Genomic DNA, 21828 nt, shown 5'->3' on the forward strand with positions numbered 1-21828 from the left:
AATACAAAAAGAGTCCTTTAAAACCATTTGATGGTTAAAGAGGACGCTTTTTGCTTTTTCTTCATTTGACTCGGTGTACACCTAACAGATCATAGCTTGTTCCTTCTATTGTAACAATCACTGAATCCCGCTTAATCACCCCATTACTATAGTAAGCTACAAATTCAAAGGTAATCGGCCCATCCTTCAGCTTCTCGAAGGATATGTCCCACAGTTCTCCCCTCCACTTCGTTCTAGCACCGTCCTTGGGTAAAAGCGGGATACGATAGCTTCCCATTACAACTTCTACACGTTCTGCTTTCGTTGCTGTGTTCGTAGCTGTCGTGTCTGCCGATAGGAGGAATTTCTCTCCTGCCCAGAACACATCATAGCCTCGCGGTGAGTGAACCGTACCGCTCGCTTTACTATTGTAGGCTTCCCGATATTCATTCCACAAAGGGCTATGGAGAACTTGTCCCTCCATACTTAACGGGAGAACCTGAATGTTCCGGGTAATCACAATCGGATCAGCGATACCATCACTAACCGTCATGGTAATCAGCCATATCCCTGTCTGCTTCATTGGAAGCTTTGGCCCATCCATAGAATAGGGACTAGTGATTTTGTATAAAAAGGATTGCGTCTCACCCGTCGGGCTCTTCATCACATACTTAACTTCCAGCTGATCCTGATCCGGATCACTAACATCTGTGACAAAGGTGGTGAGATCCCCTTCGTATACGGGCTTCGGGGACCAAGCAAAGTCGGCTGTCGGAGGACGATTCGTATTGAAGTAAATATAAGCATATTTGCCTTGATTGCCTGCTGTATCGTAGTCGATAACCGTCACTCGATACTCGCTGCCTGGCTGTAATCCTTTCACATGATAACTGCGGGCACTATTGGCAAGCGGAAGACTATACTCCGCCACGCCATCGCCACTTAGATCAATTTCTGTGAGTGAATCATTCGCATTAACCTTCTGCATGTAAAAAGCTCTTGATGCATGGCCCGAGGAAGGGGCTGCATCACGAAAAGCATCAAACCGAACCGTTACCGAGGCTGCTTCAATGGTTAGTTGTTCATTCACATCATCTGGAGGAACCGTATCTACAAAAAAGTAACCCACCGGCGGATAGCTGCCCCATAGATATCCATCATAAGCTCTGGCGCGCCAATAATGGAGCCCTTCCCGAAGCTTCGGTGTTGTATAAATTTGCGAGCGGGTTGCCTGATTCGTATCTACAACCATCATGCCGTCCAAGCTCTGAAACACCTCATAATCCACAAAGACAGCAGGATGCTTCTCGCGATCAACGACTGCTACTTGAAGGCTCGGATTATTCTTATTGGTGTAAATGGGAAGTTCAGCACTCGGGCCGTTAAAGTTAAGCAGCATTGTCTCTGGAGCCGTATCTATAATCATATACACGATGTTGCTCTGATTGGACCATAGCCCCTTGGAATAGACCTGCCCTTGCACACGAATGACTCGCCCTGGGTTCAGCATGCCAACAGCAACCTCATAGCTGCGATTATCTCCATGAATTTGCAGCTTCAACGCTTGTTCATTAGTATCGTCATAGGTAAAGGCCAATCTGTACTGCTCTTGCTGATCATTCTCACGATCATGATACAGCCAATGAACTTCAGGCTCTTTCGTTAATACCATCGGATTAGCTTTTGTACCCGATGGCAGTGTAATCTCCATCTCCGGCTTCGTCTGATTGACAGGAGGGAGCATTTTTTTATAAACTCTCGTCTCAGACCAGTATGACCATGCCCCATGAATATCCTTCACTTGCTCTTGGATAACCAATTCTACCCCTGGACGGCTGTAAATACTGCGTTGCCCTGCTGTCCAAGCTGACTCATCTGCCCACCTTGTCCGGAATACCCTCTCAGCCAGACGGTCTGGAGCATCCGGGTCATACGATTGGTCTAGAGAAAGATAATCCAGCGCCTCTCCCTCAATATAGACAATTCCGGTAAAAGCAACCTCCGGCAACGCTATTGGTCTCCTATGCACGTAGAGATTTTTGGTTACAGGCTCCGACCATTTGGCATAAGCAGGCAACCCCGGATTATCCTCAGCCCGATGAGTAATTTGGAATCTTCCCGGCTTGTCCAAGCTGTTCAGAGAATCCGGGAAGGCTCGCCCAGCAAATTCACTCCGTCCAAGTGGAATAGCGAAGTACGTGGGATCATGCTCGTAGCTCCACTCCTCTCTCGCTTTTCTATCCGCCTCAGGATCATTGAACAGCTTCTTATAGTCAATTTGTTCTCCAATTAATACGGCTTCGAAGGTTTCCTCCGGGACGGTAGTTCCGTAATTCGTTCGCTTTATTCCATGGAATGATGCTTGCTGCTGCCCCAGAGACATAATGCCGGCAGAGCCTTTTTTATAAGTGCTGTCTTGTGCTTCCAGCTGTATCACGCCATTAATCGTTAACCGCAGCGTCCCTGCAGCTGCTTCCAGCTTTACTGCATAGGGCAAATAAGGAGCTCGTATCTTATTAGCGGCAGACAATGCGATTTTCTTGCCATTGACTACTTTGTAAAGAGTAAGAATATCGTTCATCCACTCTAATGCATACATATTCTTTTCATTCTGAATCTGTATAGCAGCGCCGATCATTTTGTCATTAGCCATCGTATTAACTGCAACATTAAATTCCAATACTTGATTGTGCATCGTGCTGTGAGGATCATAGAATAAACCTCCCCACTCATCATCCATAATTTCGACTGTTTCTTCGTCCTTTGCAATCGGATATGAGGCTCCATTAGCCGGCACTATAGGCGTAATATAGTACTCAGGCAGAAGCCCTTGCCATGCTCCGCTAGTATCTGTAATGCCATAGAAAGAAGAGAACGTATATACAGCACCGTCCGGCGTTATTTCGGAAGTATCATTTAATCTCCAGCCTCCTGAGATAGGAACCGTATCCGTCAGCTTCTTATAGAAAGAGTTATCTTTGTATAAATCAAAGGATATGCTTTTGTTCTGAGCTCCTTGTACCATCGACAGCACATCGCCAGCTGGCTGATAGAATGACTTGCCACCTTCCCCAAGCCCTTCAGGCATCCCTGAAATTCCAGGTAGAGCATTTCCCCACTTATCGAAGATACCGCCATAAAACTGCATGTATGCTGGAATAAAAACGGCTCCACTCCCTGTCACTATTGGACTTACGACACGTGGGATTTCGCCTAGATCACTTAAAGAGAGGTATTCGCCCATGACGGATGTTCGTATATCAACAATAGTGTCCGCAGCTGCCCTATATACTTTAAGCAGATTCCTATGGTTATAATAGCTGCCTTTGTTCACCATAGCCGCATGGACATAGATCAGACTGCCATCCTCCGAGATGGTCGGAAATGAGCCGCTTCCTGCTCCATACAGGTCCGTTCTCAACAAAGCGCCATCCTTACTAACGGCGGCAAACCATACTTTGCTGTCCATTTGAGGTTTTTTCCCATGAAAGGTAAGATAGCTGCTTCCATTAGGAGCTATTGTGAGATTAACTCTATTAAACGTTTCTATCCCCTCACTCGTGTAAACCGTTGTTCTCCATATCACCTTCGCATGCTCCAAAGAAAACTTGGTAAGTGAAATAAAATCTGCATTCTCATCATTTTTTCTGTGCTGCTGAACTAAATATAGAAATTTGCTATCTTTAGAGAAGGTTAAACCGATTAAACTCCCCTTACTTCTTGTCTGAGGGAATATACCCAGATCAAAGCTAATATCAGATAGAAAATTGCCTTTCAAGTCATAAGCAAGCAATCTCTTCGCACTTGAATGGGGTCTCTTGTCTGGATCATGCGAAATATAAAGAGTTTCGTTCGGTGCTATACCGAGAAATTCCCCTTGAATATAGGTTAATGATTGCTCCTGCTCTTTTCTCACCGTGAAAGAATTCATCACTTCCCCATTCTTCGCATTACGAACGTTAAAATCCATTGTGTAGTCGGTTAAATAGTTTTGGGGATAATAAGTTAATATGCGGTGTCCAGATAAAATTCGAGCCACATAGTTTTCTTCTATACCAAGCTTCCACGATGGGAGCATAGTTATATCAGGTGCCAGATTATAAGAAGATCTAGCATTCGGCCCATTGCCGATATCCGGGTAACCGCTTGGGAAGATAGCCTTAACTGCATTTTTAGTCGTTAAAGAGCCCGCCTTGACCATCCAAGCTGCCTTAGATGTGTCCCCTCCCGTATATGGAAGCTTCAGCGACCAGGACCTACGTATAGAATCAGCGGTATAGGTTGTAATAGGTGGAGTGCTGTCTTCTCCCTGATCTGGCTGCTGTGTGATGCCACTGGCTGCAAAATCGACATAAGGGGCTTGATTAGTAATGTTAGTAAGAGCATAGTTTGAAGAGCCTGTTAATCCATAGTCTTCTGTGACGGTCGCGCGATACTGCCGTTTGCCTACCGTTGTATAATTCACAAGATGAGTATCCTTATAGCTTCCGTTGTAGACCGTCGTCCATACTTCATCGTCGAAGCTGCTGTCATTATTAGAATCGTATCGCTCCTCAATGAGTAAGTCGATAATTGGGTCCTCATCCGGGCTGCTCGCTTCGATGAATAAGGGAAGCTCCATGGCACGATAGCCTTCTTCAGCTGCAAGGATATCTACTACAGGCGGCTGATCAGGAACCACTTCAAGAAGCATACTGCCCCATTCGCTAGCTCGGGCTTGGGAATCATATACCTTTCCCTCAATGCTATAGCTGCCTAAACTCATAGGCACTTTCGTGGGCCACCCTTTGTCATAGCTATCAGCATCCGTTCTTTTATAACGCATCTCTGATCGGCTGAAATCAATCCTCACTCCGCGATCTGCCAGAGGGGTATATGAATTGCTCAAGCTATAGGGCGAAGGGAAGTCGCGGCCTTGAACTGCACGTGGAACTCCCGCTACCACGGCAATTGGCTTAGGATCAATAACTTGCAGATAAGCGCTGTCGCTATCCTCGTGCTTGGAGTTTGCTGCATGAAGCGTGGCATAATAGACACCCGGCTTATCAAACTGAATATTGGTATAGTCGAATTGAGAAGCATTCGGCAGTACCTCCAATAGGTTAGCTGAGAATTTCCAATTTAAATTATCATAATTTTCTGACTTATTAATAAGTGAAGATGTTTCTCCTGTTACAATCACAGGCGGATCAAATTCAATATCTGCCTTTACCGGTGGCAATGAGGGTTCCGGGCTTGAATTAGGACCTCCCGGAGTTAGGTGTTCATCGGTCCTTGTCACAGTAATAGGACAGTCCACCGCTTTCTCCTCACTTGTTCCGTCGGTGAAGTACACCATTGCTCGCATGACGATATTTTCAGTATAACTGTCTACTCCATCGAGCTTGGGTTGCAGGATATTAAATGTGAATTTGTGAGTAATACTTTCTAAGACAGGAACCTTCTGCGTCTGTAGCTGCGACCCATCCTGCAGCCGCCCATATAGCTTCCATTCTTTTATACGATGAGAACCCTTTTGTCCAACCGATGCCTTTAGTGTGGCATTTACTCGAATGTCCTTTCCCGTAAACGTTGGATTGGACGGGTTAGCAGAACAAGAGCATTCTACAAATGGTTTATCAGGCTCTGGCAATTTTTCATAGGTAACTCGGACCTCGCCCTCGTAGTAATAAGTATCCGCTTTCCAAGCTGTATCTGTTTTCATGATATATTTTAGTGCGATTGCATCGCCTGTGCATCCTGTGCAGGATTCTTCATTGTAAGAAGTATTATTTTTGGTTAAAGGAACTGAAACTTCAACCCTACCATAGCCAGCTTTCCCTCTACCAAAACTCAAAACTTCATGGTAACTATTTGATTTTGCATTAATAATTTCTATAGTGGAGGCAATTACTGCACTTTTATAAACACTCGTCTTCCTTCCAGAGTAATCAAAATTATAAGCTATCGGACCTGCAAATTCTTCACTCTCTTCTATAGCATAATTTAGCGTGCTTTTTCCGTTAACTGATGTTTTAGTGCTTCTGACTTTATTATCTATAGCTATTCCTCGATTATCCTTTAACGGAAGTTCTCCAGGGCATACCGCTTTCGCCCCTACCCAACAATCATCCTCCTTGGGCGGTGTGACGTAATAAGTCCCTCCTCCATTGCTACTTCTGCCTACTATCCATTCCGTACCATTAGATCTTCTATTAACAACATAGTACATATCTGATTGATGGCCTATATTTGTTAATCTGACTTTTGTACCGGGAACATTGTTTATATTCAAGGTAGTTCCCGACAAACTAAAGCTTGAAGCACGTTGAACTAATTTTAGATTTTTATTTTCATCCGCTACCATCATCCATAACTTATAGGAAGCAGCCCTGTATCCTGTTGGAACATGAAGAACTACTTTTATATTTGATAACGATGAATTTGGATTAAATTCTTGGCTTGCAAGAAAACTAATTTTTTGCGGTATTGTTATCGTTTCATTGGTTGCTGCAGAAACTGTCATCGAATAAGTAGGAACCCAGCTTATATTTAAAGAAAGGAGTATCAGAATGGCAATAATGGCCTTTAATTTTATCTTTTTGCCCATTGATCCTTCACTTCCGTTAAGTAAATTTGGTATTTGCGATCTCCAAATGCTCCCCCAAATTTCTCTAAATGAATAGGGAAAGCTCCAAAATATTTAATTTGGTCATTAATATATTTTTTACTTATTGTAGGCAAATAAAAATCGTGTCCTTTATTACCCTTTTTCGATAAATCTAATGCCCTTTTGTTCTCGAATATCCCTTTTCTTTCAATTGTTTTGCTGTCAATATAATGGTACTTGCGTGCTAGTGAGACCATACCCGAATTCCCTTCTCCATACATATAAAAACTACTACTAATAACCTGACTTTCTCTAGGTGAATTTAATAGACTTTCACCTATCAACTTATATGCAAAAACATAACCATTTGAGCTATTAACATCACCGAAGTATTCCGCACCCTCCAAATATTCTGCAAAAAAGCCCTTCTTATCAACTGGGTCCAGCACAATAAGCTTATCAATGGTCACCTGATATTTATCGTTAATCTTCACTGTATAGGGAAGCTTCACCAGATCATCCTGCGCGAACATCGTGATCATATTATGACGATGCCACTGAATCTCTGCGGCGCTGGAGGCACCTTGATCTGCTGTTAGCTTCGCGCCCTTTTGAATTTTCAATAGCCTAGTAACCAATACAGCTGCCTGAGCCCTTGTCGTCGTTCCCTTTGGATCAATACTTTCTGCTTGCGCCCCTGTGCGTGACAGCAGCCCCGCATGGACTGCACGGAACATAGCCTCATCCGCCGTCAGCTTCTTCCCCCGGTATCGCTCATAAGCTACGCGCACAGCAAGCTTCGCCATCTCCTCTCGCGTGGCACTAGCCGTCAGCTTATCTCCGAAATCCCCTGAGAAATATAGCTTCGCATCCTCTAACGCAGATTGATAAGGCCTATACCACAGCGTTCCTCCACCGCCGCCCTCAACCTTCATTCCGAACGTTAATGCCATCACCTTGAACAGCTCTGCACGTGTAATAGGATGATCTGGCTTAAACGTATGATCCGGATAGCCATTCAATATGCCAGCTTGAACCGCCGTTTCAATAGATGATTTGGCCCAGTGACCATATAAATCTGTGAATACGGGACTTACTGCCTTTGCATGTACTGAATTATTCCTCATTCCCGTCACCGAGAATATGAAAACTACTACACAACTGATACTTGCTAGAATGACTGCCGTTTTTTTCATCATGAACTCCCTCTCCCTTATCTGTTCTTATTCCTCTATTCTCTCTCTGCATGCCTATTCGTATATCCGTCCCGACCGAAGCAGCGACAGCAAAAAAGCACACAAAGAGCCCATGAGGCTTTAAGCGTGCTTCGCTTGTTATCCAATAAATTATTTACATATTACCTTATTTAATCATTTTATGTCAAATATTATATTATAGTCGATTCTCTCAATCCCTCTCTCTATGTGCATTGTCGCTCACATTGCTTACATTCAATCTCAGAACAGTATCCTTGACGGGAAAGGAACTCAAACAGGCAGTAAGCTTGGGTGAACTACCCTAACTCACTGCCTGATTAATTAATTCACTCAACTCTATGTTAGCTGGAAGTCAGAACCGACCTTAACCGTTAGCGGCTGCAGGAGCATTCATCTTATTCTTCCTTGCCGATATTGTAGCAATCCACACCTTCGGTGCGAAGCTGCTCAATCCATTGCTTCTCAAGCTCAGCTACAGATTTCCGGTATTGTCTCAATCGCTGGGCAGGCTGCCCTTCCTCTGCATCTGGTGTCAGGACATCTTTATAGTCATACTTGATCTTTTCTTCCAGCTTAAGCTTATCCAGCACCTCAAATACGAATGAATCGGAGCCCAGCGCATTCCAGTCCTTCTGAAGATCCTTGTTTTTATGAACACCAAAGCCCAGCTCAAACATCTCCCTACCCCAAGCCCCATCCATGTTGCTCGTAGAGCCTATATACCTTCGTCCGGTCGCCTTATTCGATATTTGGTAGACGCCTATTACGCGTTCCTGCTCCATATAATTCGCGACCACTTGCTTCCTCTGATCCTTATTCATCCTTAAAGCACCTCACATTTTCACCCAATATTCACTGCAATCATCCGTCCGGTCCAAGTAGCCATATTCAATCAAATAGCGACGCAGCGTTACGTAATCCTCTTTCCAAAAAGGCTTCAAGCATTCATTCACTTCTTTTTCTGTATAGGTCCGTCCTGAAGCAAATCTTGCTGCAAGATGACGAAGAATCACAACCTTGCGTTTTTCCTTGCGGGGAAAAGAAGCCAGCGGGCCATCCGGCCCATTCGGCAAATATTGCTTCATTAACGAAGCATATTCCTCTTCCGTAATCGCATACCGCTCATCCACCTGTGTCGCTGTCCGGTGAATCGGCACGAATCGAGGGACATCAGCAGCTACGCCGCTCTCCATCAGCTCCATAACCGCTAGCAGCAGCTTCGCTTGCTTAGCCTTTTCCTTGAGAACAAACCGATGGTTGCGAATCGTTGATGCACTGCCTCCACCCGCTTTTTTCACAATATCCGCATCGGACAGCCCTTGTGCAAAATCTCCAATTAATTCCTTCTGCAGATCAGTCAATCCTGTCGCTTTCTTGTCCAGCCCAAGCAAATAACCGAGCATCGAGCCGTGTACAGACTGTACGTGATAAGCTGCATACTTCCTTGCATCATACCAGCGGTCTTCGCTAGGAAGCCGGAATATCTCGCCTTCCTCAAAGGCTTTCCCGCATAAGAGGCATTGATAATGATTGCTCTCAGGTACATAGGTATAACCTTGCTTCATATCATCCAGCCCAGCAGACCAGAATAACTCACCCAATTCCAAAACCAAACACCTCAGCTTATGATCTGTATATTTTATAGACATTATATAATTTCGTTTGCTAAATTTCAATTAAAATATAAAAGGAATTTCCTTGATTAAATAACCAACTTGACCTATTGGAATTATTGTGTTAATTTATTTTCACATCAAACTATTTGGTCATACTGACCGGCCTACTGGATCACCAATGGCTTCCGCTCTTTATCGCTGTGCTCGCATACAAGCATTCTGCTTGTTCGATCAGAGACGATTAAAGTCGGGAGCTTTTTTGCTTGGAAGCAGATGGATAGAAAGGAGCACCTATGCCAAATACACAAAGGCTGAATACCGAATTGGATGAGACATTCCGCAAAATGATACGAAGATTCGTCGTTGAACGCGACAAGGTGCTTATTAACGGTGAAATATCACCTCAGCAGCTCATCGTTTTAGCCAAGCTGTACCGAGAAGGACCTCAAAAAGCCGGCGACCTGTCCGAAGAGCTGGACTTCTCGCCCGGAGCAACGACTAATCTATGCGACAAGCTGGTCAATCTCAACTTCGCTTATCGTACAAGACCGGATAGCGACCGCAGAGTTGTACGGCTTCATATTACCGCCAAAGGAATCAGCTTCTATGAAAGGTTACTTACCTCCAAATCCGACACTCGCGGCCTGCTCTTTGAAGGTCTCTCTCTGGAAGATAAGCAGACGCTGCTTCGCTTATCGCAGCATATTTTAAGCAAGCTGCCTAACTATTCTGAGGCGTTAAATCAGCATTTCAATCAAATTTTCGAAGGGATGCCCTCCCATGGGTGAACGTACAGCAACAGCAGTAGTAGCGTCCTGCTGCTCGGCAGCCCGGCTTCATACGGGAGCAATGACTAGCTCCATTGCCGCAGCATACCAACCTTCCCCAAGAAATCAAGAGCTAAGCAACACTGGCATGGTGTTGCTACAGGGAGGTACCTTCCTTATGGGGACGAATAGCCTTGAGGGCTTCCCCGCCGATGCAGAAGGGCCTGTCCGCGAATTCTTCGTTAATCCGCTATACATAGATGAGACGACAGTCACAAACAGGCAATTTGCTGCATTCGTCTCTGCTACAGGATACGTGACAGAAGCAGAGCAGTATGGCTGGTCCTTTGTCTTCTATTCGCTGGTCTCCAAGGAAATCGCGAATAAAGTAGATGCTGCAGTCGCTGGAGCTTCTTGGTGGTGGCAGGTTGAGGGGGCGGATTGGCGCCATCCAGAGGGACCAGACTCCAGCGTCAGCCATCGCCATGACCATCCTGTCGTGCACGTCTCTTGGCATGACGCTAATGCCTATTGCCAATGGGCAGGCAAGCGACTGCCCACCGAGAGCGAATGGGAGTATGCAGCCCGGGGTGGACTTGTCTCGCAGCGTTACCCTTGGGGTGACGAGCTTACACCGGATGGTGAGCATCGCTGCAATATTTGGCAGGGAAGCTTCCCCAAGGAGAATACAGAGGCTGACGGATATGCAAGCACAGCACCTGCACGCACCTTCAAGCCTAATGGATTTGGGCTCTACCAAATGTCCGGCAATGTATGGGAATGGTGCTCGAATTCATTCGATCTGACAGATCAGACCAAAGCGCTGAGGGGCGGCTCCTACTTATGCCATGAATCTTATTGCAATAGGTATAGAGTTGCGGCTAGAACCTCTAATACGCCGGATAGCTCAACAGGACATATGGGCTTCCGTTGTGTAAGGGATGTTTAATTATAAAAGGAGGAATAAACATGTCTATTTGGAAAAAAGAAAAGTTCCAAGGCCATATCGGTGCATCAACAGAGGATTCCACCCCGTGGTGGCCGGAACCTGCAGCTCCTCGTGAAGGGGCGCCGAATGTCGTCGTTATTTTGCTCGATGACCTGGGCTTCGCGCATCTTGGCTCTTACGGTTCAGATATCGCAACGCCGAACATCGATGCGTTGGCAGAAGGCGGCCTTCGCTACAATAACTTTCACACGACAGCCGTCTGCTCCCCTACCCGCGCTGCTCTCCTGACAGGCCGCAATCCCCATGCTACAGGCGTATCCTTCGTATCAGGCTTTGATGCCGGGTATCCGAACACGCGCGGTAAAGTGAGCAAAGAAACCGCACTGCTTAGCGAGCTATTGGTAGAAGAAGGCTATAACACCTTCGCCGTAGGCAAATGGCATCTCGTACCGGCAGCCGAGCATTCCGCTGCTGGACCCTTCGATAACTGGCCCTTAGGACGCGGCTTCGAGCGTTACTATGGCTTTCTTGAAGGAGCAACCAATCAATGGAATCCTGATCTGGTCGAGGATAACCGTCCTGTACCGCAACCAAAGTCAGCGGAAGACGGCTATCACCTAACGGAAGACCTCACCGACAAAGCCATTCAATATATACGTGACCAAAAGTCTGCCGCTCCTGATAAGCCATTCTTCTCTTATGTCGCCTACGGCGCTACACATGCTCCTCATCACGCTCCACAAGCTTATATTGATAAATATAAGGGCAAGTATGACAAAGGCTGGGACACCGCACGCGAGGAATGGTTCGCCCGCCAGAAGGAGCTTGGCATCATCCCTCAGGATGCTGTACTGCCGCCGCGCAACCCAGGTGTGAAGGCATGGGATACCCTAACAGAGGATGAGCAACGTCTATTCGCACGCCAACAAGAGGCATTTGCAGGATTCTTGGAGCACACGGATGAGCATATTGGCCGGCTTGTGGACTTTCTGCGAGAAATTGATCAGCTCGACAATACCTTGTTAATCCTGTTATCGGATAATGGCGCTTGCGCGATGGGGGGCCAAGAAGGAACAGTTCATACATGGGCTGAGAACTTTGGTGTAAAAGAATCGTTCGATGAGAAGCTGGCGAGAATTGATGAGATCGGCTCCCCTCTCGCGAATAATCATTATCCGACAGGCTGGGCTCAGGTTGGCAATACGCCGCTCAAGTGGTACAAATCCTTCGTTCATGCCGGCGGTGTAAAGGACCCGCTTATTATCCATTACCCGAATGGGATCAAGGAGCGCGGAGCTGTTCGCAGCCAATTTCACTTCGTGACGGATATCGTCCCGACTGTGCTGGAGCTGCTTGGTATCGAGGCGCCGGAAACGTATAAAGGCGTTAGCCAGCAGCCGATTCACGGGACCAGCCTTGCTTATACGTTCGAAGAAGCGGAAGGCCCTTCCCGCAAGTCGGTTCAGTATTTCGAGATGGTCGGCAATCGCGGCATTTGGAAGGATGGCTGGAAGGCTGTTGCTATTCACAAGCCGAACACACCCTTTCCTCAAGACGAATGGGAGCTGTATCATGTAGACGAGGACTTCTCAGAGTCGCGCAATCTAGCTACCGAGCAGCCTGAACGGCTGCGGGAGCTTGTGGACCTGTGGTGGGCCGAGGCAGGCCGCAATGGCGTTCTTCCGCTCGATGGCCGTTCCATTATCGCCAAAGTGAAGAGCATTGAGACACTTCGTCCTGTGAAGCAGGATATCGTATCACGCACCTTCTATCCGACCTCCTTCGGCTTGCCTTTCGCCAAAGCCCCGGATATTCGCAATAAGCCCTTTGAGATTCAGGCAGACATTGTTCGGACCAGTACAGCAGAAGAAGGCGCTATCGTCGCTCAAGGCGGACGGTTCGGAGGCTATGCGCTCTACGTCCAGAATAACAGGCTTACTTTCTTTTATAACCATTCCTATGGTGTTCAATATGTTATCACATCGGAATCCGAGCTGCCGACAGGTCCAATTACTCTCTCGTTCCGCTTCGCTAAGACGAGCGATAACGAAGGCATTGGATCGCTTTACAGTCAGGGAAACCTGATTGGCGAGGGCCATCTGGGCCATACAGGCTATCTGGGCTTCTCCAATGAGCAGTTCCATGTTGGAGAGAACTCTCCAACACCAGTCAGTCCAACCTATGCGTCTCCTTTTGCTTTTAACGGTATTCTGCAAAAAGTAGTCTATACGTTAGGCGGTTACTCCGTCGATCTGGAGTCGCTGCTTGCCGTCGAGCTGGCCACAGAATAAAGGCGCTGTCCCCAAATAAAAAGAAGCTTCCACTCCACTTTGCTTGTGGATTGGAAGCTTCTTTTCCTAACATCTATATCTCAGTAGTGTTGCCTGCTGGACTTCTTTATTTCCTCATATCGGTAGACGAACAGGTCAGGATGTAAAGCTGGATCACCTGCTCGTCTAGTGAAGCATTTTTTCTATCTAATGAGGATACTTTCACTAAAATGATTCCTCTGCGTGCTTGATCACAGGTTAGCGCCACTAAGGTCCCTAGTCGAGAAGCTTGGTTTCCCACTAAGGGACCCAGCTTCACTGTCTCGTTCTTCTGCCAAACTATAGTGTGGAACAGCGCAATGGGATTCACCGATTAGCGAATGCTGTTCTTTCCTAGAACAAACATGCTTTCCGCTATTCAAATGATGTAATCGAACAGCTTAGCGTCTCAACAATAGGGGACGAAAAAGAGGCTTCCCAAAGCACCGCCACAGATCAAAGAAGAGGATAGCGACACAGGAATCATAACCTGCATCGCTATCCCCTCTTTTATCCCAGCATTTTTGTTCAAAGCAAGCTAGATATCTGTCTAGCATCCTTACGACTTTCGGACACTCTCTTTCTGTTCACGTAAGAACCGCTAACGCCGATCTTTAGGCAAGAACACAGATAGCAGGCCTAGCAATGGCAATACACTGCCCGCAAGCATAACGCTCGCAAGGCCATAATGATCCGCCCCAGTTCCGAAGGCGATAGCACCAAGGCCTCCCATACCGAAGGCAAGCCCTGTAATTAGTCCGGAAGCCATGCCTACCTTGCCTGGGAGAAGCTCCTGCGCATACACGACACTGACCGAGAAGCCTGATTGCAGGATGAATCCGAGCAAGAAAATCACTGGATAGATCCATGGAAGCGGCAAATGCGGCAGTATCAAAGCGAATGGCGCTGCTCCTGCAATAGAGAACAGCATCATGCGCTTGCGCCCGAACCGATCGGATAATAGCCCTCCTACGAAGGTACCCGCTACCCCGGCAATCATGAAAATAAACAGGGGAACCTGTGCGGCTCTGATAGATAGCCCATACTCCTGCTGCAAATAGAATTGATAAAAGCTTCCTAAGCCTGCCGCATACCAGGAACGCGCAAATACAAGTACAAGGAGCAAGGCAAGTGCGAAGGCTATCACTTTACTGCTGTAAGCATCACTCGGCAGCGCAGCTGCTGATTTCCCTTTCGGTTTGGGAGCAGGCTTGCCTTTCTCGGCCAACTGGGCGCCATACCATGGGACGACACGCATTAGAACTACAATAGCGGCAATTGCCAGAAATGCGCCTAGAGCAGCTCCCCGTTGACCTAGCGGTACGAAAATATAAATCGTCATCAGAGGCGCAAGCGCTTGACCGAAGTTACCCCCTACTTGATAGATCGATTGTGCCAGCCCTCTCCGCTCACCCGCCGCAAAATAAACGACACGCGAGCCTTCGGGATGGAACACGGCCGAGCCGAAGCCGACAAAAACAACGGCAAGCAGCAGCGTCCAGAAGTTAGGGGCATACGCAAGGCCGAGCATGCCAATTAAACTGCAGCCCATGCCTGCAGGCAGCATCCAGGGAGCAGGCCTTTTATCAGATAATAATCCAACAGCAGGCTGCAATACGGATGAAGTCATATTAAGCGTAAAAGCAATCCACCCGATCTGTCCAAAGGTTAGGCCGAGTGAGTCCTCAAAAATGGGAAACAGTGCAGACACAACCGACTGCATGGAATCATTGAGCAAATGGACAGAGCTGATAGCGAACAGAATCGTATAGACTGTACTGTTCTTCACCATAGTTGATCTGGCAGAATCACCAGAGGACATGCTGCATTCCTTCTTTCGTCTTACTCTTCAAATGTGCCGCCAAAGCGAATGCACACTGGACTTGCTACCTCCAGAATAGTACCCTTGGAAGATATCATTCCAGTATTCGAATCAATCGTGTATAGAACGACATTGCCTGTTTTGGCATTGGCGACTAGCAAATGATTTCCATCCGGCGTTATGCCGAAGTTGCGAGGCGAATCGCCTCCGCAAGACTCATTTTGTACAACAGTCAGTTCCCCATTATCTTGGTTTACCGCGAATACGGTTATACTGTTATGTCCTCGGTTAGAGCAATACAAGAATTTGCCTGACGGCGCCAAGTGAATATCCGCACCATCCGAATAGCCGTCAAAATCAGCTGGCATCGCAGATATAGTCTGGATTGGAGTCAGCTCGTCACCGCTTTCAGATACCTTCAATGTTGTCACTGTCGTATCCAATTCGCCCATCACATAGGCATACGGAATTTGATTATGAATCGCCAAATGACGCGGGCCCGCTCCAGCATGGACGCGACAGGAACTTTTGTAATTGAGTGCCTTTCCTGCTTCTGCCTCATAAATATGGATCGAATCTGTTCCTAGATCAACCACATAGACAAAAGGCTTGGAGCTGTCCGGATGAGGTAGAATTGCATGTGCGTGAGGGGCCTCTTGCCTCCCTTTATCTGAACCCAGCGCTGCTTCTTGACGAACATTAGCAGTTGCCGGCTCCAATGTTCCATCTGCCGCGATGGGCAGCAATACCGCATTGCCACTCGTATAATTAGCTGCGAACAAAGACAGCCCTTGCGCGTCAACGCTTACATAACAAGGATGGTCGCCTTGAACAGGCTGACGATTCAATGGGGTCAGCTTGCCTGTCTTACGATCAATGGCAAAAGAAAAAGCCGAGCCAGGCACGGATTTCTCATCTTCCTTCGTCTCGCTGGCAGAATAGAGATAATCCCCTGAAGGATGAATCGCAAGGAAAGAAGCTGCCTCTGCATTCTGAACCTCCTGAATAACAGTCAGTTCTCCCATGCTGGCATCGAGCGAGCATACACGAATAGTCGTTTCTGAAGATTCTCCATAGGAACCAAGATACAGGATCATCGCCTTGGAGGTCTTTGGAAGCGAGTACATAGACATAAAAACATCAACCTCTCTTATAGAGTTCTAGAGTGACCATAGCACACGCCTCGTTTCCATACAATGTTTTTTCAAAAAATGCTTTTCATCCTACTTATAACCATGCTATAATGTAAGCGCTATCAATTCAGGTTCACATTTCTTAGGGGGGAATGCGGAATGATGAATACGACACTGCATGAGCGGAATGTATACGAGGATTTCGAATTGGAATCAGATATCCTCTATTTCAAGATCGGCGCACTTGGTCTAGTCAGCTTTCACGGCAGAAATTATAATATAAAAAAGAGAATGTCTGCTGAACAGATGACAGAAATTATGAACCACAGCTCCTTCTATCCCGTCCGTTCCAACTGCTACATCAATATTGGGAAAATCCATTCCATTGCTAGTGGCGTCATTTACTTCGGCTCTAAATACGATGAATCGAAGCAGCTGGCCGTTCCAAGAAGAAAACTGTACATGGTTCAACAGCTCTTCACACAGCGGGCTATTGATCATGAGCTGCGGATAACGCCTTAATTAAGCTACCATACTTAGATTCCGCCGCCTTCCAGCACCATGGAATGCGGCGGTTGTTTGTATAAGAACATCCTGCTATTCTAATCTAGAAGAACGTTACTGCATACAATTAAGGAGGCTAGCATGAGCACTAACAGGCAAGCATTTGAACAGCCTTACAATGGAGAACAAGCGGTCTGGCTTCAATGGAACGCTTATCAGGCAGCCGTACTGCCGCACATCGGCGCCAATTTAATTGCTTTTCGAGATACAGATAGAGGCTATCACTTCCTTCATGAGCCAGCCGCAGGCGAGGAAATGGAGGCCTTCAAAGCAAATCCGGGCATTCATGGAATACCCGTGCTTTTCCCGCCTAACCGTTACGAGGACGGCACCTTCCAGTGGAATGGAGCCACGTATACTTTTCCTGTAAATGAAGTCGCAACAGGCAACCATCTGCACGGCTTTGCGCATACTGCCGTTTGGCAGGTTGAAGATTACGGGACAACTAAGACGGAGAGCTTCGTCGCATTAAAGCTGGCGGTTGACGAGAACCATAGCATTTATCGCTATCTGCCGCATCAGTTCACTATTCGGCTTCGATACGCACTAAGTGACCTAGGTCTAGCGCAGCATGTATCCGTACATAATGAAGGTGCAGATGCTATGCCATGCATGATCGCCTTCCATACTGCCATTAATGCGCCATTTGCTCCGGAGAGCACCGTCGACGATTACTCCTTCACCTTGACTGTCGGCAAGCGCTGGATACTTAACGAACGCAAGCTGCCTACCGGCCAGCATCAGCCTCTCGGTCAAGAAGAGGAGTTAATGCGCACAACGGGACTCAATCCTTATTGGGAAGCGATGGACAATCATTATACGAGCGAACCGAAGAACGGGCGTAACTGTATGGTGCTTACGGACAACCGAGAGCATATCTCGCTTATCTATGATGTCGATGCAGCCTTCAAGCAATGGATGATCTGGAACAACAATGCGACAGCCGGTTTCTTCTGTCCGGAGCCGCAATTGAATGTAGTAAATGCTCCTAACGTTGCACTGCCCGCCGATGAATTAGGGCTCGTAGCTCTGGAGCCTGGCGGTATATGGGAAGCTTCAAGCCGTCTGTATATTCGACCTGACCAACCCTGAACAAGACAATGGGGCTGTCCCAGAAGCAATCCCTTTGCTTTGCTTTCCATGACAACTCTTTTAATGCCAAAACGAATAAATGGCGGTGCCGGGATATTACTCCTGCACCGCCATTTGGCTTTTATCCGTCTTCTTGAGCAATGCCTTCGTCTATAGTGAACGGCGCCCATTCTGCGAACCAATAATTTTCAAGACATCAGATACCAATTCCATTTACTAAATAACGTCTCTTCAACTGGGAGCAACGCTTTCCTCACCATTGTGTGAGGCTATCCTCACTCCAATAGCCAGTTTACCCTACAAATATGTGCTATATGAGGCTAGCCTCACAGCTCAGGAGGGGAGAATCCCGAGGAATGAGCTTTACCTCATACACTCAAGCTGCGCTCTCCACTCATCATAATTATAAGTGCTTAGCCTCACAGCTATGTGAGTTAAGCTCATAGGAAGTCGCCCGCCCTTCCCAACTCAAAATTTTGCGAGAGCACTATTATGATTTCTGCAGTTTTGCAAGCCTCATTAATCTAGCAGCCTGCCGATCCCTAGCCGTTCTGCCTCAGCAGCATAATAAGCGGCAACAGCAATGTCGAAGACAGCCATCCCCATTGGGGCGAACAGGATCGTCTCAATCTCAGCGTCAAGCGGATCATTGCCGTCCGAAGCATTACCTGCACGAGGCTGAACGAGCATGCTTGCAAGTGCAGTTGTATGTTCCTCCTCCAGCCCTCCTGCCAAATGAAGCCGTTCGATATCTGTATCAGCCCGGCATACTTCCTCCCAGCTATCCACAATAAACCGCCGGATTCCTTCCATAGCCCCCACCGTATAGTCACGCAAGGATACATGCATCAGTATGCTGCCAGACTTGGGAGACTCATTAATATAGCGCTCCGGGGCAGCCGTACAGGTGAATATAATATCGGCCCCCCTATACGCTTCCTGCCATGATCCGCACCAGTGTATGGGGACCTGCGAAGCCATAGGCTCTGTTTGCTCTTCAAATTCTTGTATGTCGACAACTCGTTGATCATGGACTCTTATACAGGCGAGCCTATCCCCGAATAAGCTCCTTAGCATCCTAACATGCATAAAGCCAATCGGTCCCATTCCAATAACGGCAGCCGTAAGCTTTCCATCGTCTCGAACGCTCAATAGTCTTTGCAGCAGCGCCGCACTCACAGCAGCGGTACGTATAGCACTAATTAGACCGCCTCTAATCAAGGCAATAGGTGCTCCCGTATCCGGATCATTCAGCACCGTTATACTATGTGCCCTCGGCAGCCCGGCTTCAATATTGTCCGGATAACTGGCAATCCACTTCAAGCCAGCCGCTCGTAACGGGCTTGTTACATAAGCAGGCATGGCAATAATCCGATTCTTCCGGCTGCCGAACTTCAAGTAAGGCTTGATTGGCTGTGCACACTCTCCAAGCCAATGAGCCTCAGCGGCTGCTCGAATGACCTTCACTAACGCAGTCCAATTAACACCAAGCTTGACTATATCCCCTTCATTCAAATATTTCATGGCAGTGGCACGTTTCTATGTGAGGTTTGTTTATCGGGCAAATTGCCGAGTTCCAATTCTACCCAATCATCATCATATACCGTATTCAAATAACGCTCTCCTCGATCAGGAAAGAGCACCACACATATCGAGCCCGGTTTGATCTGGTCTTGATACTTCTTAACCGCGGCAATTACGCCGCCAGAAGACCCGCCAGCAAGAATCGACTCCTCCGCAATCAACTGTCTACATGCTTCTACACATTCCTTATCATTCACGCGAATAACAGTGTCAATCCCTTCCTCCGGGCACAGCTCGGGACGAATGCCCGCTCCTAGCCCTGGCAGCAGCCGTGTAACCGTCCCCTTCTCATTGCCGAATATTAAGCTGCCTTCCGCATCTACAGCAATCACCTTCGTGCACAGCTCATACTCACGAATAAAGTTGATACAGCCGCGAAGCGTACCGCAGGTACTGACTCCACAGAACAAATAATCGACCTTTGGCAGATCAGCGGCTATCTCCGCCATCGTCGTGCGTTCATGAGCAAGGGCATTATGGGGATTAGCATATTGATTAGGCCAATAAGCATGCGGCAGCTTACGCAGCCAATGCTGAACGCGGGCAAGACGGGCAGGCACATATTCACCTGTAGCGGGATCAGGCTTGGTGACAAGATCAATTCTGGCGCCATATGCTCGCAAAATTTGTAAATTAGCTGTCGTTATACGCGGATCTACTACGCATATGAACAAACAGCCGATCTCCTTGCACAGCTGAGCTAAGCCAATGGCTAGATTGCCAGAGCTCGATTCAACAACTATCCCTCCCGGCTGTAGCCATCCCTCAGCTATCGCAGCCTGCAGCATGGACTTCGCCGATCGATCCTTGATACTGCCGCCTGGATTGAATAGCTCCAGCTTGGCATAAACATCAAATTCAGCCCCAGCAAACAGCCGTCCCAGCTTGAGAAGAGGGGTATTACCGATCAACGACATCATGTTGTCATGAATGCTCACCCTTATCCCCTCCTCTCGCTGCATCCTGAATATAGAGCTTCTTCTGCTTAATCGGCAGAACTATTCCTTCCCCTGCTTCAAGGGAATCCTCCGTGCTGTACACGAATCTGACATCCATAGCCTCTAGCATACCGCCGCGAATCATCATGCCAATCTCAGGTATAACGCCGTGAAGCTCCGCTTGTATGACAGCCTTAACGCCATCCTCTACCTCCAGAGGCGTAACGATATTGACCTGCAAGCGATTGCCGATAACATGTACCCTTACCTCTGCTTGCTGAATATGCTTGAATATTGCATTCTCTATGTCATAAATGCTGATCTTCTCTCCATGCTTCAGCTCAGGACCAACGCGCTTCACGAGAGCGGCAAATGTAGTTGTCATCTTCCCGTCCCGCTCCTCCGTACGAAGATCACGCACAACATCATAGGTCACGTAGCGAAGAGCCGGAAAACGCCGCCGTGCCCAAGAGGTTACTACGAGAATCTGCTCGCCATCAGGCAGCTCCACACTGCTAAGTCCCGCCTCCACGGGCGATATTCCCTCTGCCAGCAGGCCATCCAGCAGAACATAGCGGTCAAGCTCCCCATCATAATAAGCTATCGTACCGATCTCAATGCTTCCATAGGTATCAAGTATATCTGTCTCTTTAATGCCAAGCTGCTCGGAGACCCTCTTCCGCCATGCTGGAGGAGCTGGCTCGCCAACCAGAATGACGCAGCATAACCCCCACTGGAAGGACTCAGGGGCAACACGAAGCAAGCCATCGAGCAGCGATGGCATCGTATAAAGAACATTAGGGCGAAATTTTGCATATTGCAGCAAATGAGCCCCTGCTGGAAGCCCGAACGGCACCGTCTCACATGTGAGCCCTAATTCTCCAAATATTCGCTGTGCTGTCGCCTCCGCATGCCCCGTCCCCATATCACTTAGAACACGAGAGGCTCCCCTGCCCTGCAAAAGCTTGGCGAAAAGCTCTATTTTGTGATTGGCATACACAAGCTCATCCTGAGGGTCATAATAAATAGCTCGTCTTTTCTTCCCGCTAGTACCCGACGTTCGATATACATTCCAGTCTGGATGAGCTGCGCCTTCTCCCCGCTCATAATAAGGAGCCAAACGTTCATGTGTCAAAAGTGGAGGAATCTCGTCTTCTCCCATTTCTCCCGCTTCGGTCAGCTCAGCATACCAAGGATATAACCGCCTTAGTTCTTCCCACTTCGTCCTGACAGACGGCTCCCGTATACTAATTCGCATGTTCATCCCTC

14 protein-coding genes are annotated in these 21828 nt (G+C 47.5%); 5 read left to right on the plus strand and 9 right to left on the minus strand.

Features of this window, described 5'->3' with window-relative positions; all coding sequences use genetic code 11:
* Positions 1-61: 61 nt before the first annotated feature.
* The 4 genes from AC50YO_RS07700 to AC50YO_RS07715 all read right to left on the minus strand — a co-directional run bounded on the left by AC50YO_RS07700 (position 62) and on the right by AC50YO_RS07715 (position 9434).
* Positions 62-5683 (minus strand): SdiA-regulated/phytase-like domain-containing protein, encoded by a 5622-nt coding sequence (locus AC50YO_RS07700; RefSeq protein WP_494845454.1) that lies wholly within the window; start codon positions 5681-5683, stop codon positions 62-64.
* 869 nt (positions 5684-6552) lie between these two features.
* On the minus strand, positions 6553-7767 hold the full coding sequence (locus AC50YO_RS07705) for an S-layer homology domain-containing protein (protein WP_494845457.1): 1215 nt from the start codon (positions 7765-7767) through the stop codon (positions 6553-6555).
* A gap of 413 nt (positions 7768-8180) precedes the next feature.
* Positions 8181-8606: a GIY-YIG nuclease family protein gene (locus AC50YO_RS07710; RefSeq protein WP_494845459.1), complete on the minus strand. Its 426-nt coding sequence runs from the start codon at positions 8604-8606 to the stop codon at positions 8181-8183.
* A gap of 12 nt (positions 8607-8618) precedes the next feature.
* Complete coding sequence (locus AC50YO_RS07715) at positions 8619-9434, minus strand: DUF2087 domain-containing protein (RefSeq protein WP_494845461.1); 816 nt, start codon at positions 9432-9434, stop codon at positions 8619-8621.
* A 260-nt stretch (positions 9435-9694) separates the two neighbouring features.
* Between AC50YO_RS07715 and AC50YO_RS07720 the strand changes: the two genes are divergently transcribed.
* The 3 genes from AC50YO_RS07720 to AC50YO_RS07730 are packed head-to-tail and all read left to right on the plus strand — an operon-like array spanning position 9695 to position 13408.
* Positions 9695-10189 (plus strand): MarR family winged helix-turn-helix transcriptional regulator, encoded by a 495-nt coding sequence (locus tag AC50YO_RS07720; protein WP_494845463.1) that lies wholly within the window; start codon positions 9695-9697, stop codon positions 10187-10189.
* On the plus strand, positions 10182-11117 hold the full coding sequence (locus AC50YO_RS07725) for a formylglycine-generating enzyme family protein (RefSeq protein WP_494845465.1): 936 nt from the start codon (positions 10182-10184) through the stop codon (positions 11115-11117). The genes AC50YO_RS07720 and AC50YO_RS07725 overlap by 8 nt, the downstream gene beginning before the upstream one ends.
* A gap of 20 nt (positions 11118-11137) precedes the next feature.
* Complete coding sequence (locus tag AC50YO_RS07730; RefSeq protein WP_494845468.1) at positions 11138-13408, plus strand: arylsulfatase; 2271 nt, start codon at positions 11138-11140, stop codon at positions 13406-13408.
* A gap of 619 nt (positions 13409-14027) precedes the next feature.
* On the opposite strand, the gene AC50YO_RS07735 is transcribed toward AC50YO_RS07730, so the two are convergent.
* Both AC50YO_RS07735 and AC50YO_RS07740 read right to left on the minus strand, forming a co-directional pair.
* Positions 14028-15248, minus strand: coding sequence for an MFS transporter (locus tag AC50YO_RS07735; protein WP_494845470.1), 1221 nt, complete (start codon positions 15246-15248; stop codon positions 14028-14030).
* 20 nt (positions 15249-15268) lie between these two features.
* A complete protein-coding gene (locus AC50YO_RS07740; RefSeq protein ID WP_494845474.1) occupies positions 15269-16381 on the minus strand; it encodes a lactonase family protein in 1113 nt (370 codons plus the stop codon).
* Between the two features lie 159 nt (positions 16382-16540).
* On the opposite strand from AC50YO_RS07740, the gene AC50YO_RS07745 reads away from it, so the two are divergent.
* Both AC50YO_RS07745 and AC50YO_RS07750 read left to right on the plus strand, forming a co-directional pair.
* Positions 16541-16903, plus strand: coding sequence for a hypothetical protein (locus AC50YO_RS07745; protein WP_494845478.1), 363 nt, complete (start codon positions 16541-16543; stop codon positions 16901-16903).
* Positions 16904-17026: 123 nt separating this feature from the next.
* A complete protein-coding gene (locus AC50YO_RS07750; RefSeq protein ID WP_494845481.1) occupies positions 17027-18037 on the plus strand; it encodes an aldose 1-epimerase in 1011 nt (336 codons plus the stop codon).
* Positions 18038-18556: 519 nt separating this feature from the next.
* Here AC50YO_RS07750 and AC50YO_RS07755 read toward each other — a convergent pair.
* From AC50YO_RS07755 to AC50YO_RS07765, 3 genes are read right to left on the minus strand one after another with little or no spacing between them, the layout of a single operon-like run.
* Complete coding sequence (locus AC50YO_RS07755; RefSeq protein ID WP_494845485.1) at positions 18557-19561, minus strand: 2,3-diaminopropionate biosynthesis protein SbnB; 1005 nt, start codon at positions 19559-19561, stop codon at positions 18557-18559.
* Positions 19558-20559, minus strand: a complete 1002-nt coding sequence (sbnA, locus tag AC50YO_RS07760) for a 2,3-diaminopropionate biosynthesis protein SbnA (RefSeq protein WP_494845488.1) — start codon at positions 20557-20559, stop codon at positions 19558-19560. Before sbnA ends, AC50YO_RS07755 begins: the two co-directional genes overlap by 4 nt.
* The gene (locus AC50YO_RS07765) at positions 20546-21817 is read right to left on the minus strand and encodes a phenylacetate--CoA ligase family protein (RefSeq protein ID WP_494845493.1); all 1272 of its coding nucleotides are present in this window, start codon (positions 21815-21817) and stop codon (positions 20546-20548) included. The genes sbnA and AC50YO_RS07765 overlap by 14 nt, the downstream gene beginning before the upstream one ends.
* Positions 21818-21828 lie beyond the last annotated feature (11 nt).

The sequence above is a fragment of the Paenibacillus sp. J22P59 genome (genome assembly GCF_059383895.1).

Coding starts and splice junctions, on each gene's coding strand:
- AC50YO_RS07700 (WP_494845454.1), bottom strand. CDS start 5,683: ATGAAAACAGATACAGCTTGGAAAGCGGATACTTATTACTACGAGGGC.
- AC50YO_RS07705 (WP_494845457.1), bottom strand. CDS start 7,767: ATGATGAAAAAAACGGCAGTCATTCTAGCAAGTATCAGTTGTGTAGTA.
- AC50YO_RS07710 (WP_494845459.1), bottom strand. CDS start 8,606: ATGAATAAGGATCAGAGGAAGCAAGTGGTCGCGAATTATATGGAGCAG.
- AC50YO_RS07715 (WP_494845461.1), bottom strand. CDS start 9,434: ATGTCTATAAAATATACAGATCATAAGCTGAGGTGTTTGGTTTTGGAA.
- AC50YO_RS07720 (WP_494845463.1), top strand. CDS start 9,695: ATGCCAAATACACAAAGGCTGAATACCGAATTGGATGAGACATTCCGC.
- AC50YO_RS07725 (WP_494845465.1), top strand. CDS start 10,182: ATGGGTGAACGTACAGCAACAGCAGTAGTAGCGTCCTGCTGCTCGGCA.
- AC50YO_RS07730 (WP_494845468.1), top strand. CDS start 11,138: ATGTCTATTTGGAAAAAAGAAAAGTTCCAAGGCCATATCGGTGCATCA.
- AC50YO_RS07735 (WP_494845470.1), bottom strand. CDS start 15,248: ATGTCCTCTGGTGATTCTGCCAGATCAACTATGGTGAAGAACAGTACA.
- AC50YO_RS07740 (WP_494845474.1), bottom strand. CDS start 16,381: ATGTCTATGTACTCGCTTCCAAAGACCTCCAAGGCGATGATCCTGTAT.
- AC50YO_RS07745 (WP_494845478.1), top strand. CDS start 16,541: ATGATGAATACGACACTGCATGAGCGGAATGTATACGAGGATTTCGAA.
- AC50YO_RS07750 (WP_494845481.1), top strand. CDS start 17,027: ATGAGCACTAACAGGCAAGCATTTGAACAGCCTTACAATGGAGAACAA.
- AC50YO_RS07755 (WP_494845485.1), bottom strand. CDS start 19,561: ATGAAATATTTGAATGAAGGGGATATAGTCAAGCTTGGTGTTAATTGG.
- AC50YO_RS07765 (WP_494845493.1), bottom strand. CDS start 21,817: ATGCGAATTAGTATACGGGAGCCGTCTGTCAGGACGAAGTGGGAAGAA.